The sequence below is a fragment of the Moraxella porci DSM 25326 genome (genome assembly GCF_002014855.1).
Lineage (GTDB): Bacteria > Pseudomonadota > Gammaproteobacteria > Pseudomonadales > Moraxellaceae > Moraxella > Moraxella porci.
Genome location: NZ_MUYV01000003.1, coordinates 1 through 23,943, shown reverse-complemented (window position 1 = coordinate 23,943; position 23,943 = coordinate 1). Strand labels below are relative to the sequence as shown.

The 23,943-nt window shown below is 46.0% G+C and carries 22 protein-coding genes and 2 pseudogenes; 13 read left to right on the top strand and 11 right to left on the bottom strand.

What is annotated here, in order from left to right:
• The first annotated feature begins 1 nt into the window (after position 1).
• The 3 genes from B0681_RS03700 (at position 2) to B0681_RS03690 (ending at position 4,328) form a co-directional block, all read left to right on the top strand.
• Positions 2–1,609 carry an efflux transporter outer membrane subunit gene (locus B0681_RS03700; protein WP_078317412.1) on the top strand — a complete coding sequence of 536 codons (1,608 nt, stop codon included), beginning with the start codon at positions 2–4 and terminating at the stop codon, positions 1,607–1,609.
• A gap of 96 nt (positions 1,610–1,705) precedes the next feature.
• Positions 1,706–2,080 carry a gamma-glutamylcyclotransferase family protein gene (locus B0681_RS03695; RefSeq protein ID WP_078317440.1) on the top strand — a complete coding sequence of 125 codons (375 nt, stop codon included), beginning with the start codon at positions 1,706–1,708 and terminating at the stop codon, positions 2,078–2,080.
• Positions 2,081–2,174: 94 nt separating this feature from the next.
• Complete coding sequence (locus B0681_RS03690; protein ID WP_211271499.1) at positions 2,175–4,328, top strand: M3 family metallopeptidase; 2,154 nt, start codon at positions 2,175–2,177, stop codon at positions 4,326–4,328.
• Between the two features lie 51 nt (positions 4,329–4,379).
• Here the strand turns inward: B0681_RS03690 and B0681_RS03685 are convergent, their stop codons facing one another.
• The 4 genes from B0681_RS03685 to B0681_RS03670 all read right to left on the bottom strand — a co-directional run bounded on the left by B0681_RS03685 (position 4,380) and on the right by B0681_RS03670 (position 7,829).
• Entirely contained in the window at positions 4,380–5,558 is a 1,179-nt protein-coding gene (locus B0681_RS03685) for a WG repeat-containing protein (RefSeq protein WP_078317411.1), read from the bottom strand.
• Between the two features lie 151 nt (positions 5,559–5,709).
• Positions 5,710–6,870: a WG repeat-containing protein gene (locus tag B0681_RS03680; protein ID WP_078317410.1), complete on the bottom strand. Its 1,161-nt coding sequence runs from the start codon at positions 6,868–6,870 to the stop codon at positions 5,710–5,712.
• Positions 6,871–6,960: 90 nt separating this feature from the next.
• On the bottom strand, positions 6,961–7,554 hold the full coding sequence (locus B0681_RS03675) for a DUF2939 domain-containing protein (protein WP_078317409.1): 594 nt from the start codon (positions 7,552–7,554) through the stop codon (positions 6,961–6,963).
• A 14-nt stretch (positions 7,555–7,568) separates the two neighbouring features.
• Positions 7,569–7,829 (bottom strand): DUF2798 domain-containing protein, encoded by a 261-nt coding sequence (locus tag B0681_RS03670; protein ID WP_078317408.1) that lies wholly within the window; start codon positions 7,827–7,829, stop codon positions 7,569–7,571.
• Between the two features lie 222 nt (positions 7,830–8,051).
• On the opposite strand from B0681_RS03670, the gene B0681_RS03665 reads away from it, so the two are divergent.
• The gene (locus B0681_RS03665; RefSeq protein ID WP_114144946.1) at positions 8,052–9,575 is read left to right on the top strand and encodes a helicase HerA-like domain-containing protein; all 1,524 of its coding nucleotides are present in this window, start codon (positions 8,052–8,054) and stop codon (positions 9,573–9,575) included.
• A 110-nt stretch (positions 9,576–9,685) separates the two neighbouring features.
• On the opposite strand, the gene B0681_RS03660 is transcribed toward B0681_RS03665, so the two are convergent.
• Both B0681_RS03660 and B0681_RS03655 read right to left on the bottom strand, forming a co-directional pair.
• Positions 9,686–10,354 (bottom strand): TerD family protein, encoded by a 669-nt coding sequence (locus B0681_RS03660; RefSeq protein ID WP_078317406.1) that lies wholly within the window; start codon positions 10,352–10,354, stop codon positions 9,686–9,688.
• A gap of 183 nt (positions 10,355–10,537) precedes the next feature.
• On the bottom strand, positions 10,538–11,941 hold the full coding sequence (locus B0681_RS03655; RefSeq protein ID WP_078317405.1) for an FAD-binding oxidoreductase: 1,404 nt from the start codon (positions 11,939–11,941) through the stop codon (positions 10,538–10,540).
• A gap of 222 nt (positions 11,942–12,163) precedes the next feature.
• On the opposite strand from B0681_RS03655, the gene B0681_RS03650 reads away from it, so the two are divergent.
• The 4 genes from B0681_RS03650 (at position 12,164) to B0681_RS03635 (ending at position 16,378) form a co-directional block, all read left to right on the top strand.
• A complete protein-coding gene (locus B0681_RS03650; protein ID WP_078317404.1) occupies positions 12,164–13,177 on the top strand; it encodes an LLM class flavin-dependent oxidoreductase in 1,014 nt (337 codons plus the stop codon).
• 91 nt (positions 13,178–13,268) lie between these two features.
• Positions 13,269–14,324 (top strand): NADH:flavin oxidoreductase/NADH oxidase, encoded by a 1,056-nt coding sequence (locus tag B0681_RS03645; protein WP_078317403.1) that lies wholly within the window; start codon positions 13,269–13,271, stop codon positions 14,322–14,324.
• 289 nt (positions 14,325–14,613) lie between these two features.
• Complete coding sequence (gene trhP, locus B0681_RS03640) at positions 14,614–16,068, top strand: prephenate-dependent tRNA uridine(34) hydroxylase TrhP (protein WP_078317402.1); 1,455 nt, start codon at positions 14,614–14,616, stop codon at positions 16,066–16,068.
• 52 nt (positions 16,069–16,120) lie between these two features.
• Positions 16,121–16,378: a YfhL family 4Fe-4S dicluster ferredoxin gene (locus B0681_RS03635; RefSeq protein WP_078317401.1), complete on the top strand. Its 258-nt coding sequence runs from the start codon at positions 16,121–16,123 to the stop codon at positions 16,376–16,378.
• A gap of 72 nt (positions 16,379–16,450) precedes the next feature.
• Here B0681_RS03635 and B0681_RS03630 read toward each other — a convergent pair whose 3' ends face one another.
• The 3 genes from B0681_RS03630 to yihA are packed head-to-tail and all read right to left on the bottom strand — an operon-like array spanning position 16,451 to position 18,473.
• Positions 16,451–16,897, bottom strand: a complete 447-nt coding sequence (locus tag B0681_RS03630; RefSeq protein ID WP_078317400.1) for a GatB/YqeY domain-containing protein — start codon at positions 16,895–16,897, stop codon at positions 16,451–16,453.
• A gap of 39 nt (positions 16,898–16,936) precedes the next feature.
• Positions 16,937–17,776 carry a 16S rRNA (cytidine(1402)-2'-O)-methyltransferase gene (rsmI, locus tag B0681_RS03625; protein WP_078317399.1) on the bottom strand — a complete coding sequence of 280 codons (840 nt, stop codon included), beginning with the start codon at positions 17,774–17,776 and terminating at the stop codon, positions 16,937–16,939.
• Positions 17,769–18,473: a ribosome biogenesis GTP-binding protein YihA/YsxC gene (yihA, locus tag B0681_RS03620; RefSeq protein WP_078317398.1), complete on the bottom strand. Its 705-nt coding sequence runs from the start codon at positions 18,471–18,473 to the stop codon at positions 17,769–17,771. The genes rsmI and yihA overlap by 8 nt, the downstream gene beginning before the upstream one ends.
• Positions 18,474–18,713: 240 nt before the next feature.
• Between yihA and B0681_RS03615 the strand changes: the two genes are divergently transcribed.
• The 4 genes from B0681_RS03615 to B0681_RS03600 all read left to right on the top strand — a co-directional run bounded on the left by B0681_RS03615 (position 18,714) and on the right by B0681_RS03600 (position 21,523).
• Positions 18,714–19,013 carry a c-type cytochrome gene (locus B0681_RS03615; RefSeq protein ID WP_078317397.1) on the top strand — a complete coding sequence of 100 codons (300 nt, stop codon included), beginning with the start codon at positions 18,714–18,716 and terminating at the stop codon, positions 19,011–19,013.
• A gap of 266 nt (positions 19,014–19,279) precedes the next feature.
• Positions 19,280–19,975 (top strand): c-type cytochrome, encoded by a 696-nt coding sequence (locus tag B0681_RS03610; RefSeq protein ID WP_078317396.1) that lies wholly within the window; start codon positions 19,280–19,282, stop codon positions 19,973–19,975.
• A gap of 136 nt (positions 19,976–20,111) precedes the next feature.
• The gene (locus B0681_RS03605; RefSeq protein ID WP_078317395.1) at positions 20,112–21,191 is read left to right on the top strand and encodes a hypothetical protein; all 1,080 of its coding nucleotides are present in this window, start codon (positions 20,112–20,114) and stop codon (positions 21,189–21,191) included.
• The gene (locus B0681_RS03600; RefSeq protein ID WP_228143853.1) at positions 21,188–21,523 is read left to right on the top strand and encodes an RnfH family protein; all 336 of its coding nucleotides are present in this window, start codon (positions 21,188–21,190) and stop codon (positions 21,521–21,523) included. Before B0681_RS03605 ends, B0681_RS03600 begins: the two co-directional genes overlap by 4 nt.
• Positions 21,524–21,572: 49 nt before the next feature.
• Here B0681_RS03600 and B0681_RS03595 read toward each other — a convergent pair.
• Both B0681_RS03595 and estT read right to left on the bottom strand, forming a co-directional pair.
• A pseudogene (locus B0681_RS03595) lies at positions 21,573–22,546 on the bottom strand (IS30-like element ISApl1 family transposase).
• 384 nt (positions 22,547–22,930) lie between these two features.
• On the bottom strand, positions 22,931–23,773 hold the full coding sequence (gene estT, locus B0681_RS03585; RefSeq protein WP_014053561.1) for a macrolide hydrolase EstT: 843 nt from the start codon (positions 23,771–23,773) through the stop codon (positions 22,931–22,933).
• Positions 23,774–23,860: 87 nt separating this feature from the next.
• Between estT and B0681_RS10305 the strand changes: the two are divergent.
• A pseudogene (locus tag B0681_RS10305) lies at positions 23,861–23,943 on the top strand (IS1595 family transposase); the annotation flags it as partial.

The window sequence follows — 23,943 nt, the reverse complement described above, 5'->3', positions numbered from 1 at the left end:
TATGAAAACAACTCAAACTTTGCGTATCTTTGCATTGTCTGCACTCGCTGTCAGTATGACAGCGTGTAGCACCATTCCAAAGAAAATTGACACCAGTATCCCTGTGGTCGCACAGCCAAAAGTTGATATGGATAAAGCTTATCAAGTCTATGATGCTGATACCATCAGCGCAGTGGAAGCACCGAGTGTGGCATCTGTACGCTGGCAAGATTTTTATACCGATCCTAAGCTCAAAGCTCTGATCGAGTTGGCTTTGAATAACAATAAAGATTTGCAGTCAGCCATCTTAGCGGTACAGTCGGCGCGCGCTCAGTACCAAATCACTGAGACCAATGCATGGCCTAAGGTCGGTGCATCAGGTGGCGCGACTCGTTCAGCAAATACAAATAACCGTGGTGATGTCAATCCAGCCACCGCTTATAATGTCGGCTTGGCAATGAGTAGCTATGAGCTGGATCTGTGGGGCAAAGTCGCCAGCCAAAAAGAGCAAGCGCTGCATCAGTATCTGGCGACCAATGCCGCCAAAGATGCTGCGCAAATCTCCATCATCTCAAGCGTAGCTCAAGGCTATGTCAATCTGGCACACGCGCTTGCACAGCGCCAGCTTGCCGAGCAGACACTACAGACGCGCGAGCATGCGATGATGATCACCCAAAAACGCTTCGAGGCTGGCATCGATTCTAAGTCACCAAGCTTGCAAGCGGCCAGCTCTCTGGAGTCGGCGCGATTGGCGGTCTATAGCGCTGATACTGCGATCTTGCAGGCGCGCAATGCCTTGCAGCTGTTGATCGGCCGACCTGTGCCGAATGAGCTTTTGCCGATGATCGGTCGGGATATGCACATCGGTAACATCACCTCGCAGACCTTGTTCAGCACAGGTTTGCCGAGTGAGCTCTTGTATTATCGCCCTGACATTGTCCAAGCGGAACACAACTTAAAAGCTGCTGGCGCGAACATCAATGTCGCTCGTGCTGCTTATTTCCCGTCGATCTCTTTGGCGTCGAACATTGGCTTTAGCAGCGGCAGTTTGGATAATCTTTTAGAATCTGGTGCCTTTGGCTGGTCATTTGGCCCAAGCATCAGCTTGCCGATTTTTGATGCAGGCGCCCGTCGTGCCAATCATGAAGTGGCGCAAGTTGCTCAAAAATCAGCTTTGGTCAATTACGAAAAAGCCATCCAAAACGCCTTTAAAGAGGTCTCTGATGTGTTGGCTGAGCGCGCCACTTTGGGTCAGCGCATCGATGCGCAAGTACGACTTCAAGATAACTACCGCCAGACTTATGACATTGCTTATGCGCGTTTTCGTTCGGGCTTGGATAATTATCTGACCGTACTGGATGCTGAGCGCTCATTGTTTGCCAATCAACAAAGCATTTTGCAATTAGAATTGGCAAAGCTGGTGAGCCAAATTCAGCTGTATCAAGTGCTAGGCGGTGGAGCGAATCTGACCGCTGAACAGATCACTGAGTTTAATCGCCAAAAAGAAGCGATGCGTACTGCAGAACTGGCAGCCAATCAGCCTGTAGCACCAACCACCATCGAAAATGGCACTGGTGTACAAATCACTCAGCCTGAGCCACAGACGACGCCAGCGACCCAGCCGCGCTAAGCTGTTGTTTGATCAGGTATCAGCCACAAAGCATCCTTCGGGATGCTTTTGTGTTTTGGCTGTGCTACAATGCCAAAAAAACGATCGGAGTTTGGTATGCTAAATCAACTGTTTGTCTATGGCACACTGGCGCCAAATCGCAGCAATCATCATTGGCTGGCTAATATCGCTGGCAGCTTTGAGACGGCGAGCATGACAGGCGTGTTGATTCCACAAGGGTGGGGCGCGGCCGAAGGTTTTCCTGCCATCATTCCTGATGAGCGTGGCCAAGTGGTGCAGGGTTATTTATTCAAATCTGAGAATCTGCCAAACCACTGGCAGGCACTGGATGACTTTGAAGGTGAGGGCTATGTGCGTACACGGGTCATGGTGACGATGGCTGATGGTCGCCAAGAGCAGGCGTGGGTCTATGCCTTGGCGGTCGATGATGCCAACAAAGCCGATCTGATGGCAACTTATCAGCAAGCTTAATGCCGATGAAAGCTACTGGTTTTTGGCTTGGGCTGTGTATCCTACTAGATAAATTTGGATACTGTGTATCGTAATTAAATTATAAGGAATTATCATGAATCGCAGACAAGTATTACAAGGCGGATTATCATTGATGGCACTAAACTTGGTGGGTTTGCCAAAAATCGCTTCCGCTGCTGTGCCAAGCGTCGCACTGCAAATCCCCGATGAGCTGATGGGTAATCCGCTACTTGATTTTAGCGGTTTACCAAAATACACCAAAATCAGTGCCGCCGATGTCGTGCCTGCGATGGATTTTTTGATCAATCAATCCAAAAAAACCATCGATGACATCGCTGCCATTTCACCAATCTCATGGGATCGCTATTATTATTCGCTGCTGGATATTGATGATAAACTATCCAAAGCATGGTCTGCGGTGGCGAATTTGCACTCAGTGCGTAATGACGATGCGATGCGAGCAGCCTATGGCGATGCTCAAAAGCGATTAAGCGACTATTCGACATGGCGCGGGATGCACAAAGGATTGTATCGGCAGGTGATGGCGATCAAGAATTCAGCAGAATTTGCCACACTTGACACACCCAAACAAAAAGCGATCGATGATACTTTGATGGATTTTCGCTTATCAGGCATTGGACTGTCTGATGGCGATCAGCAGAAACTGGCAAAAATCAATAGCCGCCTATCCGAGCTATCCACACAGTTTAGCAATCATGTACTTGATGCGACCAACGGCTGGCATAAGACGCTTGATGCTGATGCACTAAAAGGGCTCAACGAATCAGCACTGGCAAGCGCCAAACAAAAAGCGACAGAAAAAGGCGAAACTGGTTATCGCATCGGTCTTGATACACCAAGCTATTTGGCGGTGATGAACTATGCTGATGATGGCAAACTTCGCCAAGAGATGTATGAGGCATTTGCCACTCGTGCATCCGATGTCGGGCCAAATGCAGGCAAATGGAATAATAATCCTGTCATCGCCGAAATCCTAAAGTTACGCCTACAAATGGCAAAACTACTTGGCTTTGATAACTATGCCGAATATTCACTGGCGACCAAGATGGCGGACAGTCCTGCACAAGTGATGGAGTTTCTTGATGGACTTGCCAAACGTAGCCGTGCCAAGGCACAAGCGCAGTATGATGAGCTGGCCGCCTTTGCCAAGAGCGAATACGGTATCGATACGCTAAACCCATGGGATATCGCCTATTATACCGAGAAGCACAAGGCGAAATTATACGATTTTGATAAAGAGACTTTGCGTGAATACTTCCCAGAAGAGAAGGTCTTGGCAGGGCTATTTGAGATTGCCAAGCGTCTGTTTGGTATCACCATTCGTCTTGCGTCGGCAGATGTGTGGGATCCGTCGGTGAAGTTCTTTGAAGTGTATGATGCATCCAGTCAGCACAAAGCATCGTTTTATCTTGACCTGTATGCCCGTGAGAATAAGCGTGGCGGAGCGTGGATGAGTACAGCGATTGACCGTATCCGCCATGCTGATGGCAGTGTGCAGCTGCCTGTGGCGGTGCTTGTGGGGAATTTTCGCAAGCCTGCCGATGGCGAGCCGTCATTGCTACTGCATGATGAAGTGACGACCTTATTCCATGAATTTGGGCATGGCGTGCATCTGATGCTGACACAGATGGATATTCAGGGCGTGACAGGGCTAAATGGCGTGCCGTGGGATGCGGTCGAAGTACCTAGTCAGCTGATGGAGGGCTTTACCTTTAATCGCACGACACTGCCATACATCTCATCGCACTATCAAACAGGTGAGCCACTACCTGCCGAGCTACTTGATAAACTGCTCGAAGCCAAGCACTATCAAGGGGCGTTCAATCTGATTCGTCAACTGGAGTTTGGCATCTTTGATATGAAAGCCAATATCGAATACACTGCTGATAAGCCAGAGAACTGGGCGCAAGAGCTGTTCTTGGCGGTCAGTCGTGAGGTGGGTGTGCTGACACTGCCTGACTATGTGCGTCGCCCAAATTCATTTACGCATATTTTCTCCGGTGGCTATGCAGCAGGCTATTATAGCTATCTGTGGTCGGAGCTACTGGCCAATGACGGTTTTGCTAAGTTTGAAGAAGAGGGCGTGCTAAACCCAGTCACTGGTAAACGCCTAGAAGATACCATCCTAGCCCAAGGCGGTTCTCGTCCGCCGATGGATCTGTATGTCGAGTATCGTGGTCGAGCGCCAAAACTCGATGCCTTACTTGCCAATTATGGGATTCAATAAGCAACAAAGCCACCTTGTATGGATTATACAAGGTGGTTGGGCTGTGTGTGATTATTGATTACCTACACTTGAAAATATTGGCTTGCCAAGCTGATACTGGCGCTCACCTTGTTTATTGATATAAAATGATTCGCCAGTAGATGAATCCGAAACAACTGCAACATCATTATAAAAAGGATAAGCATCATCATACTGTAATGGTATAATAATTTGACCAGTTTGATTGATAAAGCCGTATTTACCGTTTTGTTTGACCGCTGCTAATCCTTCAGAAAAATACCAAGCATCATCATACTGTAATGGAATCACTACTTTGCCCGATTTATCAAGAAATCCTACTTTCCCATCTTGCTCTACCCGTGTCAGGTCATCATCAAAAGGCTCAATATAATCATACTGCAATGGTGCTATTACCTTGCCATACTTGTCAATCAGTCCAGTTTTATCACTTTTCATAACTATAGCTAATCCATCATTAAAAGGATAAACGGTATGGTAATATTCTGCTAATGGAATTAATAGCTTGCCTGATTTATCAATAAAACCCCATTCGTCCTCTTGTTCAACATATGCCAATCCTTCACTAAAAGAGCTAACATCATGATATTGCAGTGGAATCACGATGCGACCAGTTTTATCAACAAATCCCCATTTGCCATTTTGATAAACTCCAGCCAGTCCTTCGCTAAAATTATAAGTCCGCTTAAAAGTCAGCGGGATAATTACCTTGTCAGTTTTGTCGATAAATCCCCTTTTGTCATTCTTCTCAACACTTGCTAACCCTTCACTAAAAGGATAAGCACCATCATATTTCAGCGGAATCACCACCTGACCAGTTTTATCAATAAAACCATATCGATCATTTTGCACAACTACAGCCAATCCCTCACTAAAAGAATTCGCCCAATCATATTTCAGTTGGATGGCTATTTGACCAGTAGTATCGATAAATCCATATTTGCCATCTTTCATCACCATTGCCAAACCATCATTAAAATCCCAAACAGAGTCATAATCAGTAGCAACCAATTCACCCGTCCTATCAATAAATCCCCATTGATTATTTGGTAAAATTACACCTGATAAGCCATCAGAAAGGCATCTTACAAATCCGTATCTATGCACTTCTGGTTGCTCACACGCCCAGAGATTTTGGCTGCATAAGATACCGCCTATCAGTAGCAGGGCGGATGAGAGATGGCGGATGGTATGAGTGATAGGGCGTTTCATAAATTTTCCATGGTAAGAATGGTTTGATAAATAATGTATCAGACTTTGGTAAATTGGGCAAATATAATCAATGATCAATCAAAAAACACCCAAAAGCTGTCTAACTTTTGGGATGTGGTTTAGAATTGTAAAAGGTGGTTTGACTGTGTGATTATTGATCATTAAAGCCAATAAAGATGGGTTCACCTGACCAATCAAGGCGCTCAGCTTGTTTATTGATATAAAACGCTTCACCGATGGATAAATCCAAAACGCCCGCTACACCATCAGCAAAAGGATAAATCTCATCATACTGAAACGGTATGACCACCTGACTAGTTTTATCAACAAATCCCCACTTGTTATTTCGCATCACTGCTGCCAATCCATCGCTAAAAGACTTGGCGTGATCATATTCTGGCGGAATTACGACCTGACCGGCTTTATTAACAAAACCCCATTTGCCAAGCTTTCTAACAGCAGCCAACTCATCACTAAATAAATCAACTTCATCATATTCCAGTGGAATCACTGCCTCGCCAGTTTTATCAATAAATCCCCATTTGTCATTTTGCTGAACCGCTGCCAAACCATCGCTAAAAGAATAGGCGTCATCATACTTCATTGGAATCACCACTTTACCAGCCTTATCAATAAATCCTTTGTTGTTATTTTGTTCAACCATTGCCAAACCATCGCTAAAAGACCCGACCCAATCATAGTTTAGTGGAATCACCACCTTGCCAGTGTTATCAATAAATCCATATTTGTCATTTTGCTTAACGCTTGCTAATCCTTCGCTAAAATTCCAAGCATCATCATAGTTTAGCGGAATTACCATCTTGCCAGCCTGATCAATAAAGCCGTATTTGTCATTTTGTCGAACTGCTGCCAATCCACCGCTAAAAACCCAAACCCAATCATATTTCAGCGGAATCACTATCTGACCAGTTTTATTCATAAATCCATATTTATCATTTTGCTTAACGCTTGCCAATCCTTCGCTAAAATCCCAAGCTAAATCATAGTTTAGCGGAATTATTATCTGACCCGTTTTATCAATAAAGCCGTATTTGTTATTTTGCCAAACCCTTGCCAATCCTTCACTAAAAGACAAAGCCGAATCATACTTCGGTGGAATTACCACCTGACCAGTATTATCAATAAATCCCCATTTACCATCACGCTTAACCTTTGCCAAGCCGTCCGACAAGCAATCAACATAATCATATCCATATACTTCAGGTCGCTCACATGCCCAGAGAGTTTGGCTATATAAGATACCGCCTGTCAGTAGCAGGGCAGATGAGAGATGGCGGATGGTGTAGTTCATCAGATATCCTTAGTAAGTCTAAGTAAATAATTAGATAATGTAGCAGAATTTGATGAGTTGGGCAAGTGAGGCTAGAGTTATCTGACTTAGTTACTCCATCGGCAGTCGTACATCAACAATTTTCCAAGTAAATAGTCCGTATCGCTGCATGACGACGGTCAGAGGCTGATTGGCTGATGGTTTTTTGATGTCGATGCTAAAGGTGTTGAGCGTCTGATAGCTGGGATGATACTCAAGTTCATCGGCGATAGACGACGAAGTAGTGGTGGTGGCTTGATCGGTCTTGGCGAGGGTTTGGGCATCGGTGGCTTGATTGGTCATACTGTCTTGTAGTTTGGCTAATGATAAATCTTGAGTGATGTCCTTGCCTTGGATGAGTAGTTCCATCGACTTTGGCGAGACGACAGCATCGATCAGACCATCAATCATGACAGTGGCAAATGCCGCACCGAGTAGGGCAAATTCATCATTGGTATCAGGCAGTTCGGTGGCAAGCTTGGTTTTGAGCTGATCTTTGATACTGGCTTTGACACTGACAAAATCCACCGCATCGACCAGTGTGGCTGTATCGTGTTTTTCTACTGCATTTTTTAGTTGGTATAAAGTATAATACGGCGATGCGACATAATAGCCGCCAAAGATCAGGGCGCAGATGACCACTGTCCATGCAAGTAATTTTTTCATAACAAAATCCTGTGTCACGGCGGATCTTGGGATTTGACCGTGAAATTGATGAGTTTTTGAACCAAAGGCCGCACCATAATAACACAACAGCCAGCAATCGGCATCGAAATGACATAAGAATGCAGCACACGATCAAAAAACCCATCATCCCATCCTGTGTTGATCCACACCAAAATGATCGACATCAAAAACGCCATAATCCCCGCCATATAAAAAGCAAAAGCAATGTGTGCAAATCGAGCAGGGATGACGGCAAAACGCTGAGTGGGTCGCATAAGTAATCCTGATAATTGGGTGTTGGTTTATTGTAATTGAGCCAAAGCAATTTCGCCATTGATTAAAAATTATAAATCATCACCAAAAATTCATAAATGCCATCGCTCTGATACCATCTTTTAGCCGTCATTTACAAAATTTCACTGCACAGCTGATGGATATTCGCAGTATAATGAGCCAGTTTATGCATCTTTAGGATGCGTCTTTTTTAAGGATTAATGATGATTTTAACACTAGCAAAAACCGTACAAGGCAGCACTGATCTGGGTATTCATACCAAGATGGCGAACCGCCACGGCTTGATCGCAGGGGCGACAGGTACAGGTAAGACCATCAGCCTGCGTAAGATGGCAGAGAGCTTTAGCCGTCTTGGTGTGCCAGTATTTTTGGCGGATGTTAAAGGCGATCTATCAGGCATCGCCAATGCTGGCACAGCCACTGGCAAAGTCGGCGAGCGTATGACAGAATTTGGGCTTGGTGATGATTATTTGACAGGCTTTCCGGTGCGTTTTTGGGATGTGTATGGCGAGACGGGCATTCCAGTGCGTGTGACCATTTCACAGCTGGGTAGTACGCTGCTTGCGCGTCTATTGGGGCTCAATGACACCCAAGAAGGCCTATTGAATCTGGTGTTCAAAGTCGCTGATGACCGTGGCTGGCATCTATTGGATCTCAAAGATTTGCGTAGTATGCTTGTCTATGTCTCTGATCATGCCGCTGAATTTCGTGTGCAGTATGGTAATGTGTCGGCAGCGAGTATCGGTGCGATTCAGCGTCAGCTACTACAGCTAGAGAGCGAGGGCGGTAATGAGTTTTTTGGCGAGCCGTCATTGAACCTAGAAGACTGGGTGCAGTCTGAGGGTGATAAAGGGGTGATTAATATCCTAAATTCCGAAAAGCTGATGCGTTCGCCACGCTTGTATGGCGCGTTTTTGCTGTGGTTTTTGGCGGAGATTTTTGAGACCTTTCCAGAAGTGGGCGATCTTGACAAGCCAAAATTTGTGCTATTTTTTGATGAAGCGCATCTGTTGTTTGACGATATGCCACCTGCCTTGACCAAGCAAATCGAGCAAGTGGTGCGTCTGATTCGCTCAAAAGGTGTGGGCGTGTATTTTGTCACCCAAAACCCGCTGGATCTACCAGATACCATCCTAGGACAGCTGGGTAACCGCATCCAACACGCCTTGCGTGCCTTTACGCCACGAGACCAAAAAGCAGTCAAATCTGCCGCTGAGACTTTCCGCAGTAATGATAATCTTAATGTCGCTGAAGTCATCAGCGAGCTGGGTGTGGGTGAGGCGCTGGTGTCATTTCTCGACGAAAAAGGGATGCCGAGCGTGGTTGAGCGTGCGTATATCTTGCCGCCATCATCACAGCTGCCGCCTTTGGATGCTGCTGAGCGTGATCAAGCGTATCAAGGCGATGTTTTGTATCGCTATTATAAAGATATGGTGGATAATTATTCGGCATTTGAAGCCTTAAACGAAGAAAAAGCAAAAGCCGAGCAAGCTGAACAGGCGACAAACACCACTCAAGCACAAGCAACCAATCAACAAGCTACCCAAGAAAAGAGCGGTAGCGGTGCTTTGGAGGGATTTTTGGGTGGCTTGACTGGTGGTCGCAAAAAAACTGGTCAAGGCACTGCCTACAATGTCGCGGATGCACTAGGCAGTCAGATTAATAAGCAAGCAACCAAAGCCATCAGTCGTGGCTTGATGGGTGTGATTAAAAATCTGCTAAAATAAACCTAAGCGCTGCTGATGCAAATCAGTATGTGTGATATATTAACTTAAAAATTAACTAAAAAAACGGTGTTCATAGACACCGTTTTTAGTATACAGAGCAGGCTGTGCAGCTACCAGCGCTGGGCTTGAGCGGCTTGGGTTTGGCTGATGAAGGTTTCGGTCAGCTTCTTTAAAGACTTGCCAGACAGCTTGGTGAGCTTTAGATCAATCATTGGCGCTGTCAGTTGCCAATCATTATGCGTGCGTGATAATTGCCAGACGATCAGCGACTGACAGTCAGGTTCGATCTGCTCAAAGCTAATGCTGTGCAGTTTGGGAAATTCTTTATCGCCAAAATGAATCACGCCTTTATCGGCCTTGGCCAAAGGTTGATTGTGATAACTGGTCAAAACAAACGCCAGATGATGGGCGCGTTCGGGCAGTTTGTCCAATTTAATTAAAATTTGTTCTTGTTGGATCAAGCTGTCCTCAAAGCTTTTGGCACCGATCAGTGCATCACCTTGATGGCGGATGGATTCATTGGCATTGCGCAGATTGCCATACCAAATCACATCAATCGCACTCATCTTTTTGTCCAGTACAAAGCAAGACAAATCCACATCCATCGCCACAGGCGCATCGCTGATCATAGGCAGCTTAGCAGCCAATGCCGCCAGACCTTGTTTTTCAAGGCTGGTAAAATGATAATTCACCCCAACTGTCAGCGTGTTGCCCAACTGGGTTTCGCCAAGATTGATCGGGTCGAAATATTCTTTGAGTACATGCGTTGAGTGAGCCATAAATTCTAAAAATTCCTAAAATGAATCAACATCATACCTGATAATTGGCTGATTTTCGAGTGTCTAACTGCCAATTAGTCGCGATTTTGGCAGAATTTAACAAAACACCTAATAATGTCGTACAAACAGCGCCAATAAACCAACAAAGCCCTGACGAGCAGAGCTTTTGTAAGTGTACAAAGATTAATCAAAAATCTTACCCGGATTGATGATGCCATTTGGGTCAAAGACCGCTTTGACGGCTTTCATGTACTCAATCTCAGCAGGCGTGCGAGTGTAGGTGAGATACGGTTTTTTGGTCATGCCGACACCATGTTCCGCTGAGATAGAGCCTTTGTATTTTATGACCGTATCAAAGACATATTGGTTCACGGTTTGGCATTTTTCAAAAAACTCATCTTTGCTGAGATTGGCAGGTTTTAAGATGTTTAGGTGCAAGTTACCATCGCCGATATGACCGAACCAGCAGATTTCAAAATCAGGATAATTGTCCTTGACGATTGTCTCAATATCGCTGATAAAGTTGCCCAAGTGGCTAATCAGTACCGACACATCGTTCTTGTACGGGGTGAATACTGAGATGGTCTCAGAAATTGACTCACGCAGTTTCCATAGCTCCTGTAGCTGAGCGACGCTTTGGCTCATCACGCCATCGACAATCAACCCTTCTTCGGCACACGCTTCAAACACGCTCATGGCTGTATCCAGCACTTCATCATTGAGCGCTTCAAATTCTAGCAAGACATAAAACGGTGTTTCGCTCTCAAAAGGTGCTTTGGTATGACCAGCTTCGATGACTTTGGTTACGGCAATGTGGTCAAAAAATTCAAAGGCGGTTAAGTTTAATGCCTTGCCAAATTTATCGAGCAGGCCTGTAATGCTGTTAAAATCAGGCACACCAAGCACCATCGCAGTCAGATTCACTGGCTGCTTTTCAAGTTTAATCAGTGCTTTGGTGACAAAACCAAGCGTACCTTCAGCGCCGATGAATAGATGGCGAAAATCATAGCCGGTGGCATTTTTTAGCATACCGCCGTTTAGCTCAAGAATATCGCCTTTGCCAGTGACGACAGTGAGTCCTAGGATTTGGTTGCGAGTCATGCCGTAGCGGATGACCTTGATGCCACCAGCATTGGTGCCGATATTGCCACCGATTTGGCTTGAGCCACTCGATGCAAAATCCACCGCATAATATAGGTCTTTTGATTCGGCGAACTCTTGTAGGGCTTTGGTGACGACACCTGCTTCGACTTCGACCATACGGTCAGCTTCATAAAATGTACCGATTTGGTTCATCTTATCAAAGCTCACCACCACTTCACCATGTGCTGCCACCGCGCCTGCTGACAGACCGGTGCGACCACCACTTGGCACCAGTGCTGTGCCGTGTTCATTGGCTAGGCGGACGATGGTGGCGACTTCTTCGGCGGTCTTAGGGAAAAGCACAGCGGTGCAATCGACCGAAAAATGCACGGTCCAATCACGACCCCAATGGGCAGTGCTGTCGGTATCTGTTTTGATGGCAAGCGATGGCAATTCGCTGCTTAGGGCGGTCAAAAAAGCTTGTGTGCTCATGGGGCTTCCTATGTGATGGCGTGAAAATTTAGTAATTATACCTGATATGATGGCATTGGAGTAGCGTTAATTTTATCAAGATTTATCTCAAAACAAAAGGTAGGCTTGGGCTGAACTTTACTTTTGTGATCACAAATGGACATTCATTTGTGGGCAGATGTGGACAAGCGTCTTGAGAATTTGGATCATCACCCCAAAGTAATCCATAACTTAGATTAAAAAAAGGAAAAAAACATGTCCCAATCGACCAAACTCTCCATCCTAAACCTAGCACCCGTCCGCCAAGGCCAAAGCAATAAAGATGCCATCGACAGCATGGTGGCACTGGCAAAATTTGCCGATCAAGTAGGCTATCACCGCTACTGGATCGCCGAGCATCACAATACCCGCTCGCTGGTCAGCTCAGCCACCCAAGTGCTGATCGGCCATACATTGTCGCAGACTGACCGCATCCGTGTCGGTAGCGGTGGGGTGATGCTACCCAATCACAGCCCATTGATGGTCGCTGAACAATACGGGACACTTGCAACGATGTATCCAAATCGTGTGGATCTGGGGCTTGGGCGAGCACCAGGTACTGATCCCAAGACCGCTGCGGCACTCAGACGCCATGCGCATGATATTTCGCATCAATTTCCGCAGGATATCGCTGATTTGCAGCGATATTTTGGCGATGATGTAGTGCAGGGTGATGTCAAGGCGATCCCTGCCATTGGCACCCAAGTTCCGCTGTATATCTTAGGCTCAAGTACTGACAGTGCGTATTTGGCAGCCAAGCTTGGTCTGCCTTATGCCTTTGCCAGTCATTTTGCACCAAGCCTGATGCCTGAAGCGTTGCACATTTACCGTACCAACTTTATGCCATCAGATGTACTGGATGCGCCTTATGTCATCATCGGCTGTAATGCCATCATTGCCGATACCGACCGTGAAGCCCAGTATCTTGCCACTACGCAGCAGCAGTCATTTTTGAATGTCGTGCGTGGTCGTGGTCAGCCGATGCAGCCGCCTGTCGATGATATGAACGCCATTTGGCTGCCGCACGAAAAAGCTGCCGTCATGCACATGACCGCTTGCTCGTTCGTCGGCGGTCGAGAGACTGTACACCAGCAGCTACAAGCCTTCCAGTCACGCTATCAAGCCGATGAGCTGATGGTGATGAGTCATATTTTTGACGAAAACTTACAACAAAACAGCTATCGGATGCTGTATGATATCGTCCAAGATCTCAATCAGTCAGCAGTTTAATCTGATTTGATGGATTGCTATGAAAACGATTTTAAAATCTTTACCCCATAAGCCCAAATCATTTTTTATGATGAATTAACAAGAGAAACTCATGCCGACATTTCGCCATTTACACACGCCATTTAGCCTAAAAAATTTGACACTCAAAAACCGCATCGTCATGCCACCGATGTGCCAATACCAAGCCACAGACGGGATGCCAAATGACTGGCACTATGTGCATTATGTCAGCCGAGCCATCGGTGGTGTGGGGCTGATTATCGTTGAGATGACCAATGTTGCACCCAATGGCCGTATCTCGCCACGCTGTCTTGGGCTTTGGAATGATGAACAGGCCGATGCCTTTGGGCGTATCGTCGATGGCGTACACGCCCAAGGTGCCAAAATCGGCATCCAAATCGCCCATGCAGGGCGTAAGGCACAAGACTGCCCTGATGCCATCGCTCCAAGCGCTATCCACTATGGCAAGCTTGATTTTGATGGTCAAAATCTCATCACCCCAAGAGCGATGAGTGTGCAAGAAATTGACGATACCATCGCTGCCTTTGCGGCATCTGCTCGCCGTGCAGTAGCAGCAGGCTTTGATGTGATTGAGCTGCACGGTGCGCATGGCTATTTGATCCATCAATTTAGCTCACCCAAGTCCAATGTGCGTGATGATGACTATGGTCAGGATAAATTTTTGTTTGGCGAAAAAGCCATCCAAGCGGTCAAAGCCGTCATGCCTGACGATATGCCGCTCATCATCCGTATCAGCGCCCAAGAATACGGCGAAAACGGCTATGACATCGACTATGGCGTACTGATGGCACAGCGTTTTGCCAAGGCAGGCGTGGATATGATCCATGTCAGCGGTGGTGGCGATGGCGTCCTTGCCAAGGGGCATCATCCTGCTTTTGGGGCAGGTTATCAAGTGGGTCTGGCAAATACAATCAAACAAGCTACTGGTTTGCCCGTCATTGCCGTGGGTATGCTCGATAATCCGTTGGTTGCTGATTTTGTGCTTGAGTCTGAACAAGCGGACTTGGTGGCGGTCGGTCGTGGGCTGCTGCGTGATCCGCATTGGTGGCTGAATGCTCAGCGTGATTTGGGGCAAACAGCTCAACAGATGCAAGATTTGCCATCCTCTTACGCTCGTGGATACTGAGCATCACGGATAATCAAAGGATAACACAAGGTAATGTTCCCAAAGCGTATCAGCACATGATGGGTTTTGGGAATTTTACGACTTTTGGTAATCCTTAGTGGCATACTAGGAATTTTTTGGTATAATAGTCTTTAAAAAACTAAAATGATACGGCGCCCGCTCGCCTTGCTGTACTATTTTGTACTATCTGCGGCTCGCCGCCTAGTTTCATTTTGTTTTTTAGCGACTATGTAATATTTTCCCAATGCATTTCTTATTTTTCTAAAAAAGAACCAAACAGGCAGCCAAGATGAGCCAAACCGCCAATCAATCCACCCAGCCAACCAAAAAAGCCGAACTACTTTGCCCAGCAGGGACATTCAAAAATATGCAATACGCCTTCGCCTATGGTGCGGATGCTGTCTATGCAGGGCAGGCGCGCTATAGCTTGCGTGTGCGTAATAATGACTTTGATGAAGACAACCTACGCCGTGGCATCGAGTATGCGCACAGCTTGGGTAAGCAGTTTTATGTGGTGGTCAATATCCAAGCGCATAATGCTAAGCTTAAGACCTTTATCGAAGACATCCGCCCTGTGATTGAGATGAAGCCAGATGCGCTCATCATGTCGGATGCTGGTATGATTATGATGGTGCGTGAGGCTTTCCCTGAGCAGGCGATTCATCTGTCGGTACAAGCCAATGCGGTGAACTGGGCGACGGTGAAATTTTGGAAACAAATGGGTGTCAGCCGTGTCATCGTCAGCCGTGAGCTATCGATGAAAGAGATTGAGCAGATTATCGCTGAAGTGCCTGATATGGAGATCGAAGTATTCGTCCATGGCGCACTGTGCATGGCGTATTCGGGTCGCTGTCTGTTATCTGGCTATATCAATAAGCGAGATGCTAACCAAGGCACCTGCACCAACGCTTGCCGCTGGTCGTACAACACCTACAAGGCCACCGAAAACGAAACTGGCGACATCGTGCCAGTCACCCAAGGCACGGACACCGCTCAAGTCTTTGTACCAAATCAAGCTACCGATACTAATGCCATCGGCACTGTGAATCTAAACGGTGATATGGTGATGGGTGATGACTATGTCGAACAGCCGAGCGATGAAGTGGTGCTGATCGAAGAGCAGGGTCGCCCAGGTGAGCTGATGGCGATGTATGAAGATGAGCATGGTACTTATATCATGAACTCCAAGGATCTGCGTGCGGTGGAGCTTGTGCCTGATTTGGTCAATATGGGCGTGCATTCACTCAAGATCGAAGGGCGTACCAAGTCGCACTACTATGTGGCACGCACTGCTCAAGTCTATCGCCGTGCCATTGATGATGCGGTGGCGGGCAAGCCATTTGACACAAGTCTCATCACTGCACTGGATGGGCTTGCCAACCGTGGCTATACCGAAGGTTTCTTACGCCGCCATGTACACAGCGATTACCAAAACTACGAGTACGGCTCATCCAAGACCGACCATCAGCAGTTCGTCGCTGAAGTCTCTACCGTCAGTGATGAGCGTCTCACGCTAGAAGTCAAAAACAAACTGATGGTTGGCGACACCATCGAAATCATGACACCAAAAGGCAATATCACCTACACGCTCACCGAGATGTGGGACAAAAAAGGCGAGCCAATCGATGGTGCGCTTGGTTCTGGCTGGATTTGCCAAATCGCCAATCCGTTTAAGGATATGGATCATGAAGTGCTAAAATTCGCCCTGGTGATGAAAAGTGTGAGTGAGGCGATTTATACGTGAGTGATGAATGAGGCAATCGTATGTAACTCGAATAAATAAAAGACGCTAAACCATGGCACTAAAAATCACCACCGACTGCATCAACTGCGATATCTGCGAGCCAGAATGTCCCAACGATGCCATCAGCTATGACCAAAAAGGTCAAAAAACCTATGTCATCAACCCTGACCTATGCACCGAGTGCATAGGCTTTTATGATGAGCCGACCTGTGATAAGGTCTGCCCGATTGATTGCATCATCAAAGACCCTGAGCGTGTCGAGTCGCCTGATGAGCTGATGGCTAAATACAAAGCCATTTGGAATAAATGATGGCTTTCCAAAATCCGAAACTTAAGCTAAAAAACGCGCCAATGGACAAACAGTGGCGCGTTTTTTAGGGGATTAGGCACTAAGAGCTTGTTTAACGAGTACTGAGATCACGGCAGGATCGGCGCGACCGACGGTTTTTTCTTTGACGGCATTCATCACTCGACCCATGTCTTTCATGCTGCTGGCAGACAGCTCGGTGATGGTGGCACTAATAAGATCCTTGAGGGCGGCTTCGTCAAGCTGTGGTGGCAAAAACTGGCTGATGACCTCAATCTCAAGCTGTTCTTTAGCAGCCAGATCTTCACGGCCATTGGCTTGATAAATATCCAATGACTCTTGGCGCTGCTTGATCTGTTTTTGTAGTAGCTCAAGCACGGCAGTGTCATCAAGTTCGGTTTGGCTGTCGATTTCCACTTTTTTGATGGCGGCTTGCACATTGCGCAGGATTTTCACCACTTCCATTTCACGCGCTTTCATCGCAGACTTGACGGCTTCGGTGAGAGAGTTTTTTAGTGTCATGATATGCTCCAGTTAAACGATTAAAAATTAATTGACCTATCAATTGACCTGTTGTAGCGCCAAAAGACGATCGTAGATGGCAGATTTTTTGAGTCCTGTGACATCAGCGACGATGGCGGCAGCTTTTTTGGGTGGCAGCTCTTTGGCGATGGCGATGAGCCAATCATCATAAGCCATCTGTTCGGCAGGCGCGCGCTCATTGCCAGCTACCACAAGTACGATCTCGCCTTTTTGTTGGTTGCTGTCATTTTTGACGAACTCAAGCAGCTCACCCAATGGCAGCTTTTTGATGGTCTCAAAAGTCTTGGTCAGCTCACGGCACAGTGTTGCCTCGCGCTGTGCGCCGAATACAGCCACCATATCCGTCAGGCTATCGATGATACGATGCGGCGCTTCATAAAAAATCAGGGTCTCGCTACGGTCTTGCCAGTCTTGCAGCGCCTTGATACGGCCGTGAGTCTTGGCAGGCAAAAAGCCAATAAAACTGAATTTATCCGATGCCAATCCTGCTGCTGACAAGGCTGCTACCATCGCGCATGCACCGACGATCGGCACGACCGTGATGTCATTTTCGTGCGCTGCTTTGACCAAGCGAAAGCCAGGGTCTGACACCAAAGGCGTACCAGCATCACTGATGAGCGCCACCGAATCGCCTGCAGCCATCCGCTCAATGATCTTTGTTGTCTGTGTATCGGCATTATGCTCGTGATAAGCGATGGTGGGTGTGGCGATGTTAAAATAATTTAATAATTTGCCTGATGTGCGCGTATCTTCACAGGCGATGAGATCGACTGACTTAAGCGTACTGATGGCGCGCTCGGTGATGTCTGACAAGTTACCGATTGGCGTGGCGACAATATACAGCAGCCCCTTAGTCATTGGCAGTCACCGCTTGAGTGCCATCGAAACTGGCAGCTGCATCATCAGCGATGGCATCTGTAGCGATATTACCATCAAGCTCAGACAAATGCAGCCAATCGCCCAATACCGCAGCCAGATCATGCACGCCTTCTTTTTTGAGTGCAGAGAACAGCTGGATGCTAAATGGCAAATCCAGCGCCTCTAGCTGTTTTTTGGTGGCGAGCAGTGCAGCTTTTTGGGCGCCGCGCTTGAGCTTGTCGGCCTTAGTCAGCAGCACATGCACAGGTAGGCCGCCATCTTTTGCCCAGTGAAGCATCTGTTCATCGAAGTATTTGAGTGGATGACGAATGTCTGTCATCAGTACCAACCCCACCAAGGACTGACGCGACACCAGATACTCTTCAAGCTCTTTTTGCCATTTGATTTTCATGCTTTCGGGTACAGCGGCATAGCCATAGCCTGGCAAATCAACGATGCGCGCATTTTCATCACTAACGGTAAAAAAATTAATCATCTGCGTGCGACCTGGGGTCTTTGATGAGCGCGCCAGCTGTTTTTGGTGGGTGATGGTATTGATGGCTGAGGACTTGCCGGCATTGGAGCGTCCAGCAAAAGCGACCTCATAGCCAGTGTCAGCAGGGCAGAGTTTGAAGGTTGGTGCGGATAATAAAAATTGCGTTTGATGGATTTTTTTTAAAAAATCTTGGCTAGTCATGTCGGTTAATCATCTTAAAATATGTGCTAAGTTTACCATGAAAGCAGCATGCTTTAAAAGGCAAAGTTATGCATTATCATCCATCTGATGCACTGTCATGCAGTGGATGCGGCTTTGGTTACCAAAATCTGCTTGTAATTGCCTAAAAATCCCTCATAATAATACCTATGTGTACGCTTGTACGAAACCTAAGCCACCATCTTAAGATGGCAGCACTCACAACCATAATAAGATAAAATTATGAAAACATTGATAAAAACATCGCTTATCGCCATGCTTGGATTGGCATCCGCAAGTTTGGTGCATGCCGACATCGCCCAAACCTACAACAAAAGCTGTGCCACTTGCCACGACAGTGGTGCTTTAAATGCGCCTAAAAAAGGCGACAGTGCAACATGGCAAAAGCTCATCCAACAAAAAGGTCAAGCTGCACTTGTAAAAGCTGCACACGATGGCAAGCATCAAATGCCTGCGATGGGTCTGTGCCAAAGCTGTAGCGATGAGGATTTGGCCAATTTGATCGATTATATGAGTAAATAATCTTCAAATTAGCGTTTTTTGGGGTGAATTTGGCTGGGTTTTGGATCTGTGATGGCTTAAAATCACGGAATTTTTACTAAAAATGCCACTTTTTTAAAAAAAATGTTACCAAAACCACAATTTTTGTAGGAAAATTGGCCCAACTCTTGCTATAATAGCAAAAGTTATTCCAGTATGATTGGTTTTAATCGATAAAAAGATGCGCTGGATTTAAACATTCAGCCACAACATCACCCAAGACTTAGCCAAGTTAGTAGGAAATTGTTATGAAACCTGCAAAAAAAGCAACTTTAGCCAAATTCGCTCTCGCCTCAGGGATTGGTATCGCCAGCCTGTCAGCCTATGCCGTTTCTTATCCTGTGCCTGCCTATGACATCGAAGCTGGCAAGGCCATCGTGGAAGCGAACTGTGCTGCTTGTCACGGTACGAATGGTGTCAGCCCAGTGCCTGCACAGCCAAACCTTGGCGGTCAGAATATCAAATATCTCTACAAGCAGCTGGTGGATTATAAGACCAAAGCACGCCGCAATGGTATCATGGAAGCACAGCTGGCGGGTCTAACGCAGCAAGATTTGGCGAACTTGGCAGGTTATTATGCTAGCCAAGCGCCTTGGACTCCAGGTTATGGCAACAAGGCAACTGTTGCAGAAGCCACCAAGTTGTACTTAGGTGGTGATAAGACGCGTGGTGTTATCCCATGCGCAGGCTGCCATGATCCAAAAGGCGCAGGCAATGCCTATGCAGCATTCCCACGCTTAGGTGGTCAGCATGCAGGCTATTTGGCAACCCAGCTAAAGCTCTTCCGTGCTGCGGGTCGTGAAGATGAAGTAGCATCTGATATGGAAGTTCGTACCAACGACTCTGCCAAAAAAGGCGAGAAAGGCATGATGCAGATGGTTGCAGCGCGTCTGTCTGATCGCGACATCAAGATTTTGTCTGAATTCTTGGCAGCTGTTCACTGATCACAAGATGATTACAAGTGGTCTTTTGATTTAAGATTGCATCATTTAACACACCCCAAAAGCCTGTGCTTTTGGGGTGTGTGCATTTGCAGGGACTTTTGTGGTAGAATAGTTCAAATTTTTAATGGTAAAGATTATGCTCCATCGATATACGGTATTTTTTGTGGCGTGCGCCTTGCCTTTATTATTCATCGGTCAAGTCGCACCAAACATGGCGCGCGAGTTGGATTTTTGGCTGTTGTGGGTGGCGGCGATGGCACTGGTTGGATTGCCTGTGTTATTTGCTGAATTTGCGCTCTCAGCGCGTTCAGCGGACATGCCGTGGCAAGGCATGCAAAAACTGACCCGTGAAGCAGATGCCAGTATCGCATGGCGCGGCTTTGCATTGTTGTCGGTGGTGGTGGCCATTCTCATCTCGGCCAATATCTCAGGGCGTATTGCTTTGGGTGCTGCCGCTCAGTTTCCATCAGTGCTTCAGTCGTCTGGCATACCGATGGCAGGCATCGCCGCAGGTCTGAGCGTGATCGCTGTGATTTTAAGCTTGTTAAAGACGCGACTGCTCTTGGTCGGCGTGCTGCTGATTTTGTTAGGCTCATTGCTTTCGTTATTTGATAGCTCGGTGAGCGTGCCTGTGATGACTGAGGTAAGCCTAGGTGAATGGTCGCGCGCGGTGATCTTGGCGTTGCTATGCGTCGGTGTGGGTACAGGTCTGTATTGGTTTGGTGGTATGGCAACAGCGCCTGGCGTGATGCAAACCAAAAAATCTTTGGCAGGTTATATCCTTCCTGTCTGGATGACGCAGCTGATCTTTGGTTCATTGGCAATTTTGGCGGGCAGTTCGATGGTCACCATCCCATCATTTGTGGTGACTAGCCTAGGCATGCTGCTGATTTCAGCGTTTTTATTGCATTATGCATCCGTGCAGTTGATGGCGCGCTTTGGCATCGTCGCTGCGGCTGTGGTGTTGGTTTTGGCGATCTTATTTAGTATCGTGCCTGTGCAGATGACCTTGATTGTCATCATCTGTTTGAGTCTGGCGGCGGTATTGATGCTGTCGATTTTCTCAGGATTTGTGATGAAAATCAGTCATCTGCGCAAGACGCTAAATCTAAGCAGTGAGATGCGCTATAATCTTTGGCGCGTATTGGTACGCATCGTGGTGCCGATTGCCATCATCATCGCAGTTGTTGGCTTGGTCATCGAATGGCTGGCATGATTGCAATCGCCATCGCTGCCGTACCTGACTCGGGTCGGCAGTATTATACAGAGCTGATGCTGCCTTTGGGGACAGGTGTGTTTGAGGCGCTGATGGCATCGGGCTGGATGGAGGATCCTGATTTTGCCGAGTTTTGGGCTTGGGCGCAAGATAATAAACACAGCGAGCCTCGACATTCGGCTTGGTATGTCGGCATATTTAGTCAAAAAACGCGGCTTGATGCACCTTTAAAATCTGGGGATCGCGTGGAGATTTATCGGCCGCTGATCATCGATCCGATGACTAAGCGCAAAAATTTGTCCAAAAAATCCCCAAAAAAGCACAGCAGATGACCAATAAAAAAGATGCTTAACATAGCATCTTTTTTTATTGCTTGAATTGTCAAACCAAGTGCAACGTTTTTTTGAAGTAAACTTCATAAGGTGTTTTCCAACCCAAACATTTACGCGGTCGTAAATTCAGTTTATTGATCACCTGTTGAATATCAACTTCGCTCCACTGATTGATGTCTTGGTGCTTCGGAAAGTATTCACGAAGTAACCCATTTGTATTTTCATTCGTTCCCCGTGTCCACGGTTGATGCGGCTCGGGGAAGTAAAATTCTACACCCAGTGCTTCTGTTACCAAACGATGTTGGGCAAATTCTTTACCACGGTCTGGCGTAATTGACCGCAATATATGTGAATCCAGCAATTCAATCATGGCTTTTTGGACTGCTTCGGCTTTTTTGGCAGGAATTTTCTTCACCAACTCAAAACGACTTTTGCGTTCCGTCAGCGTCAGCAAACAAGCTCCACCCGCTTTACCCAGTACGGTATCGGCTTCCCAATGTCCAAAGCGACTGCGATTTTGCGCCGAAATGGGACGGTCGTTCAAATGGTTGGATATCTGAATTTTGCCACGTTTTTCATGATGATTTTTTGTATGCCGTGTTTTGCCTTTGTGGCGCAGTTTGCGACTGGCTTTGCGTTCGCCTATATCAAACAACCCTGAATAAATACCACGATAAATGGTTGAATAACTAATGGATAATTCAGATTTTTCCAATTTTAATCGTGCGCTGATTTGTTCGGGCGACCAGTTTTCTGTCAGAAACTTTTCTTGCACCAAATTGAAATATTCAGGCTGCTCTAATTTGCGCTGTGCTTTGCTATTTTGACGATGCTTCAAATAGCTGTTTTGTGCGTTCGTTGCACTGTAGCTTTCTAGAGCGTGTCGTTTCAGCTCGCGAGAAATGGTGCTGGAGCTACGTCCAGTGCTTTGGCAATTTCTGCTTGTTTTTTGCCCTGTGCGAGTAAAATCATTATCTTTTCTCGCTCGTTTATTGTAAGATGTTGATAGGAAGTACTCATCATTTGGAAGTGGTTTTTGTGTGGAAACAAAATTATATTCTAGTTGATGAGTACTTCTTTTTTTTGTTGCACTTGGATTGTAAATTCAGCTTATGAAAGATTTTGTATTCTCCGTTTCTACATTCAATACAATTTTGTTTAAGGTTAAAATCTTCTGCATAACCTTGTTTTTTTAGTTCATTTATTCCTTCAACCAATGTGTCAAATGATTCCATATTCTAGTGTTTTCTTACATTACCGCCAACGGTTAGTATATGAAAAGTAGGCGATTTCGAAGTGCCAAATTTTCGGTTAAGCACAAAGTATAATACGAGCCAAAAGCCTTGAATTTACTACTGTTTCGCCTATTTTTTATATACATTGTTAGCGGGTCGTTGTTTTTGTTTATCAGTCATTTATGTGTTTTTCTATTCCATCAATTATTGATTTCCAATCATCAACGTGTAATTCGTGTCCTGTACCTTCAAGGGTGATTAGATTTGAACCTTTTATTTTTTCTAGTAAAAAACCTGCATTCTTATAATGCCAAATTTTGTCGTCTGTTCCGTGGATAATTAAGGTGGGTTGTTTGATTTCGTTTAATCTGTTCCAATATTCTTCACCACCTTGCAATGCAGCGTGATTGAACATACTTATATAATTGTTGGCTCTATTGAACTCAGCTCTTATCAGTTTTTCACTTCTTTGTTTGTCAAATTGTTTCTTGCCACTCATTAATTCTGCACCCTGAATTAAATAGTTTACCACACTGTCTTCATTTGTCCAATTGACTGTACCTGCTTTACTATGGAAATCTAAAATACTCGTGTCCATTTCAGGTATAGTTGGGTCTGAGTCTCCCCAAGGGCCTGATGACATAAGAGTTAAGGAGTTAACTCTGTCGGCAAACTTTATTGATGCTATTTGAGAAATTAGTCCGCCCAAAGAAATCCCCACAAAATGTGCTTTGTCAATCTTGTAGCCATCCAATATTGAAATAGCGTCATTAGTTAAGTCAACAATATCGTATGGAGTAGAACCTGGTTCATAATTAGTGGATTTTCCTACATCTCTGTTGTCGTAACGAATAACAAAAAATCCTTTTTCAGATAATTGTTGGCAAAATTCAGTGTCCCAATACAGCATTGATACGGTTGCACCTGCTACCAAAAGGATTGCTGGATTTTTCTTATTTCCAAAACTTTCCGTACAGAGTTCAATGCCGTTTGTTTTAATTATTTTCTCTTTCATTTCTGTTTTCCTTTGTTTGCAACTGATTATTATCAGTCCTAAAATTAAGGGGCTGTACTAGAATAACTCTCATGTTATACTAGTTTTATGAAGATAACCCATTGTAAACTAAGTAAAAAAGTACAAAAAAGACTGCTTGAATTTTTTTGTGCTTGAAGTTACTGCTCGTT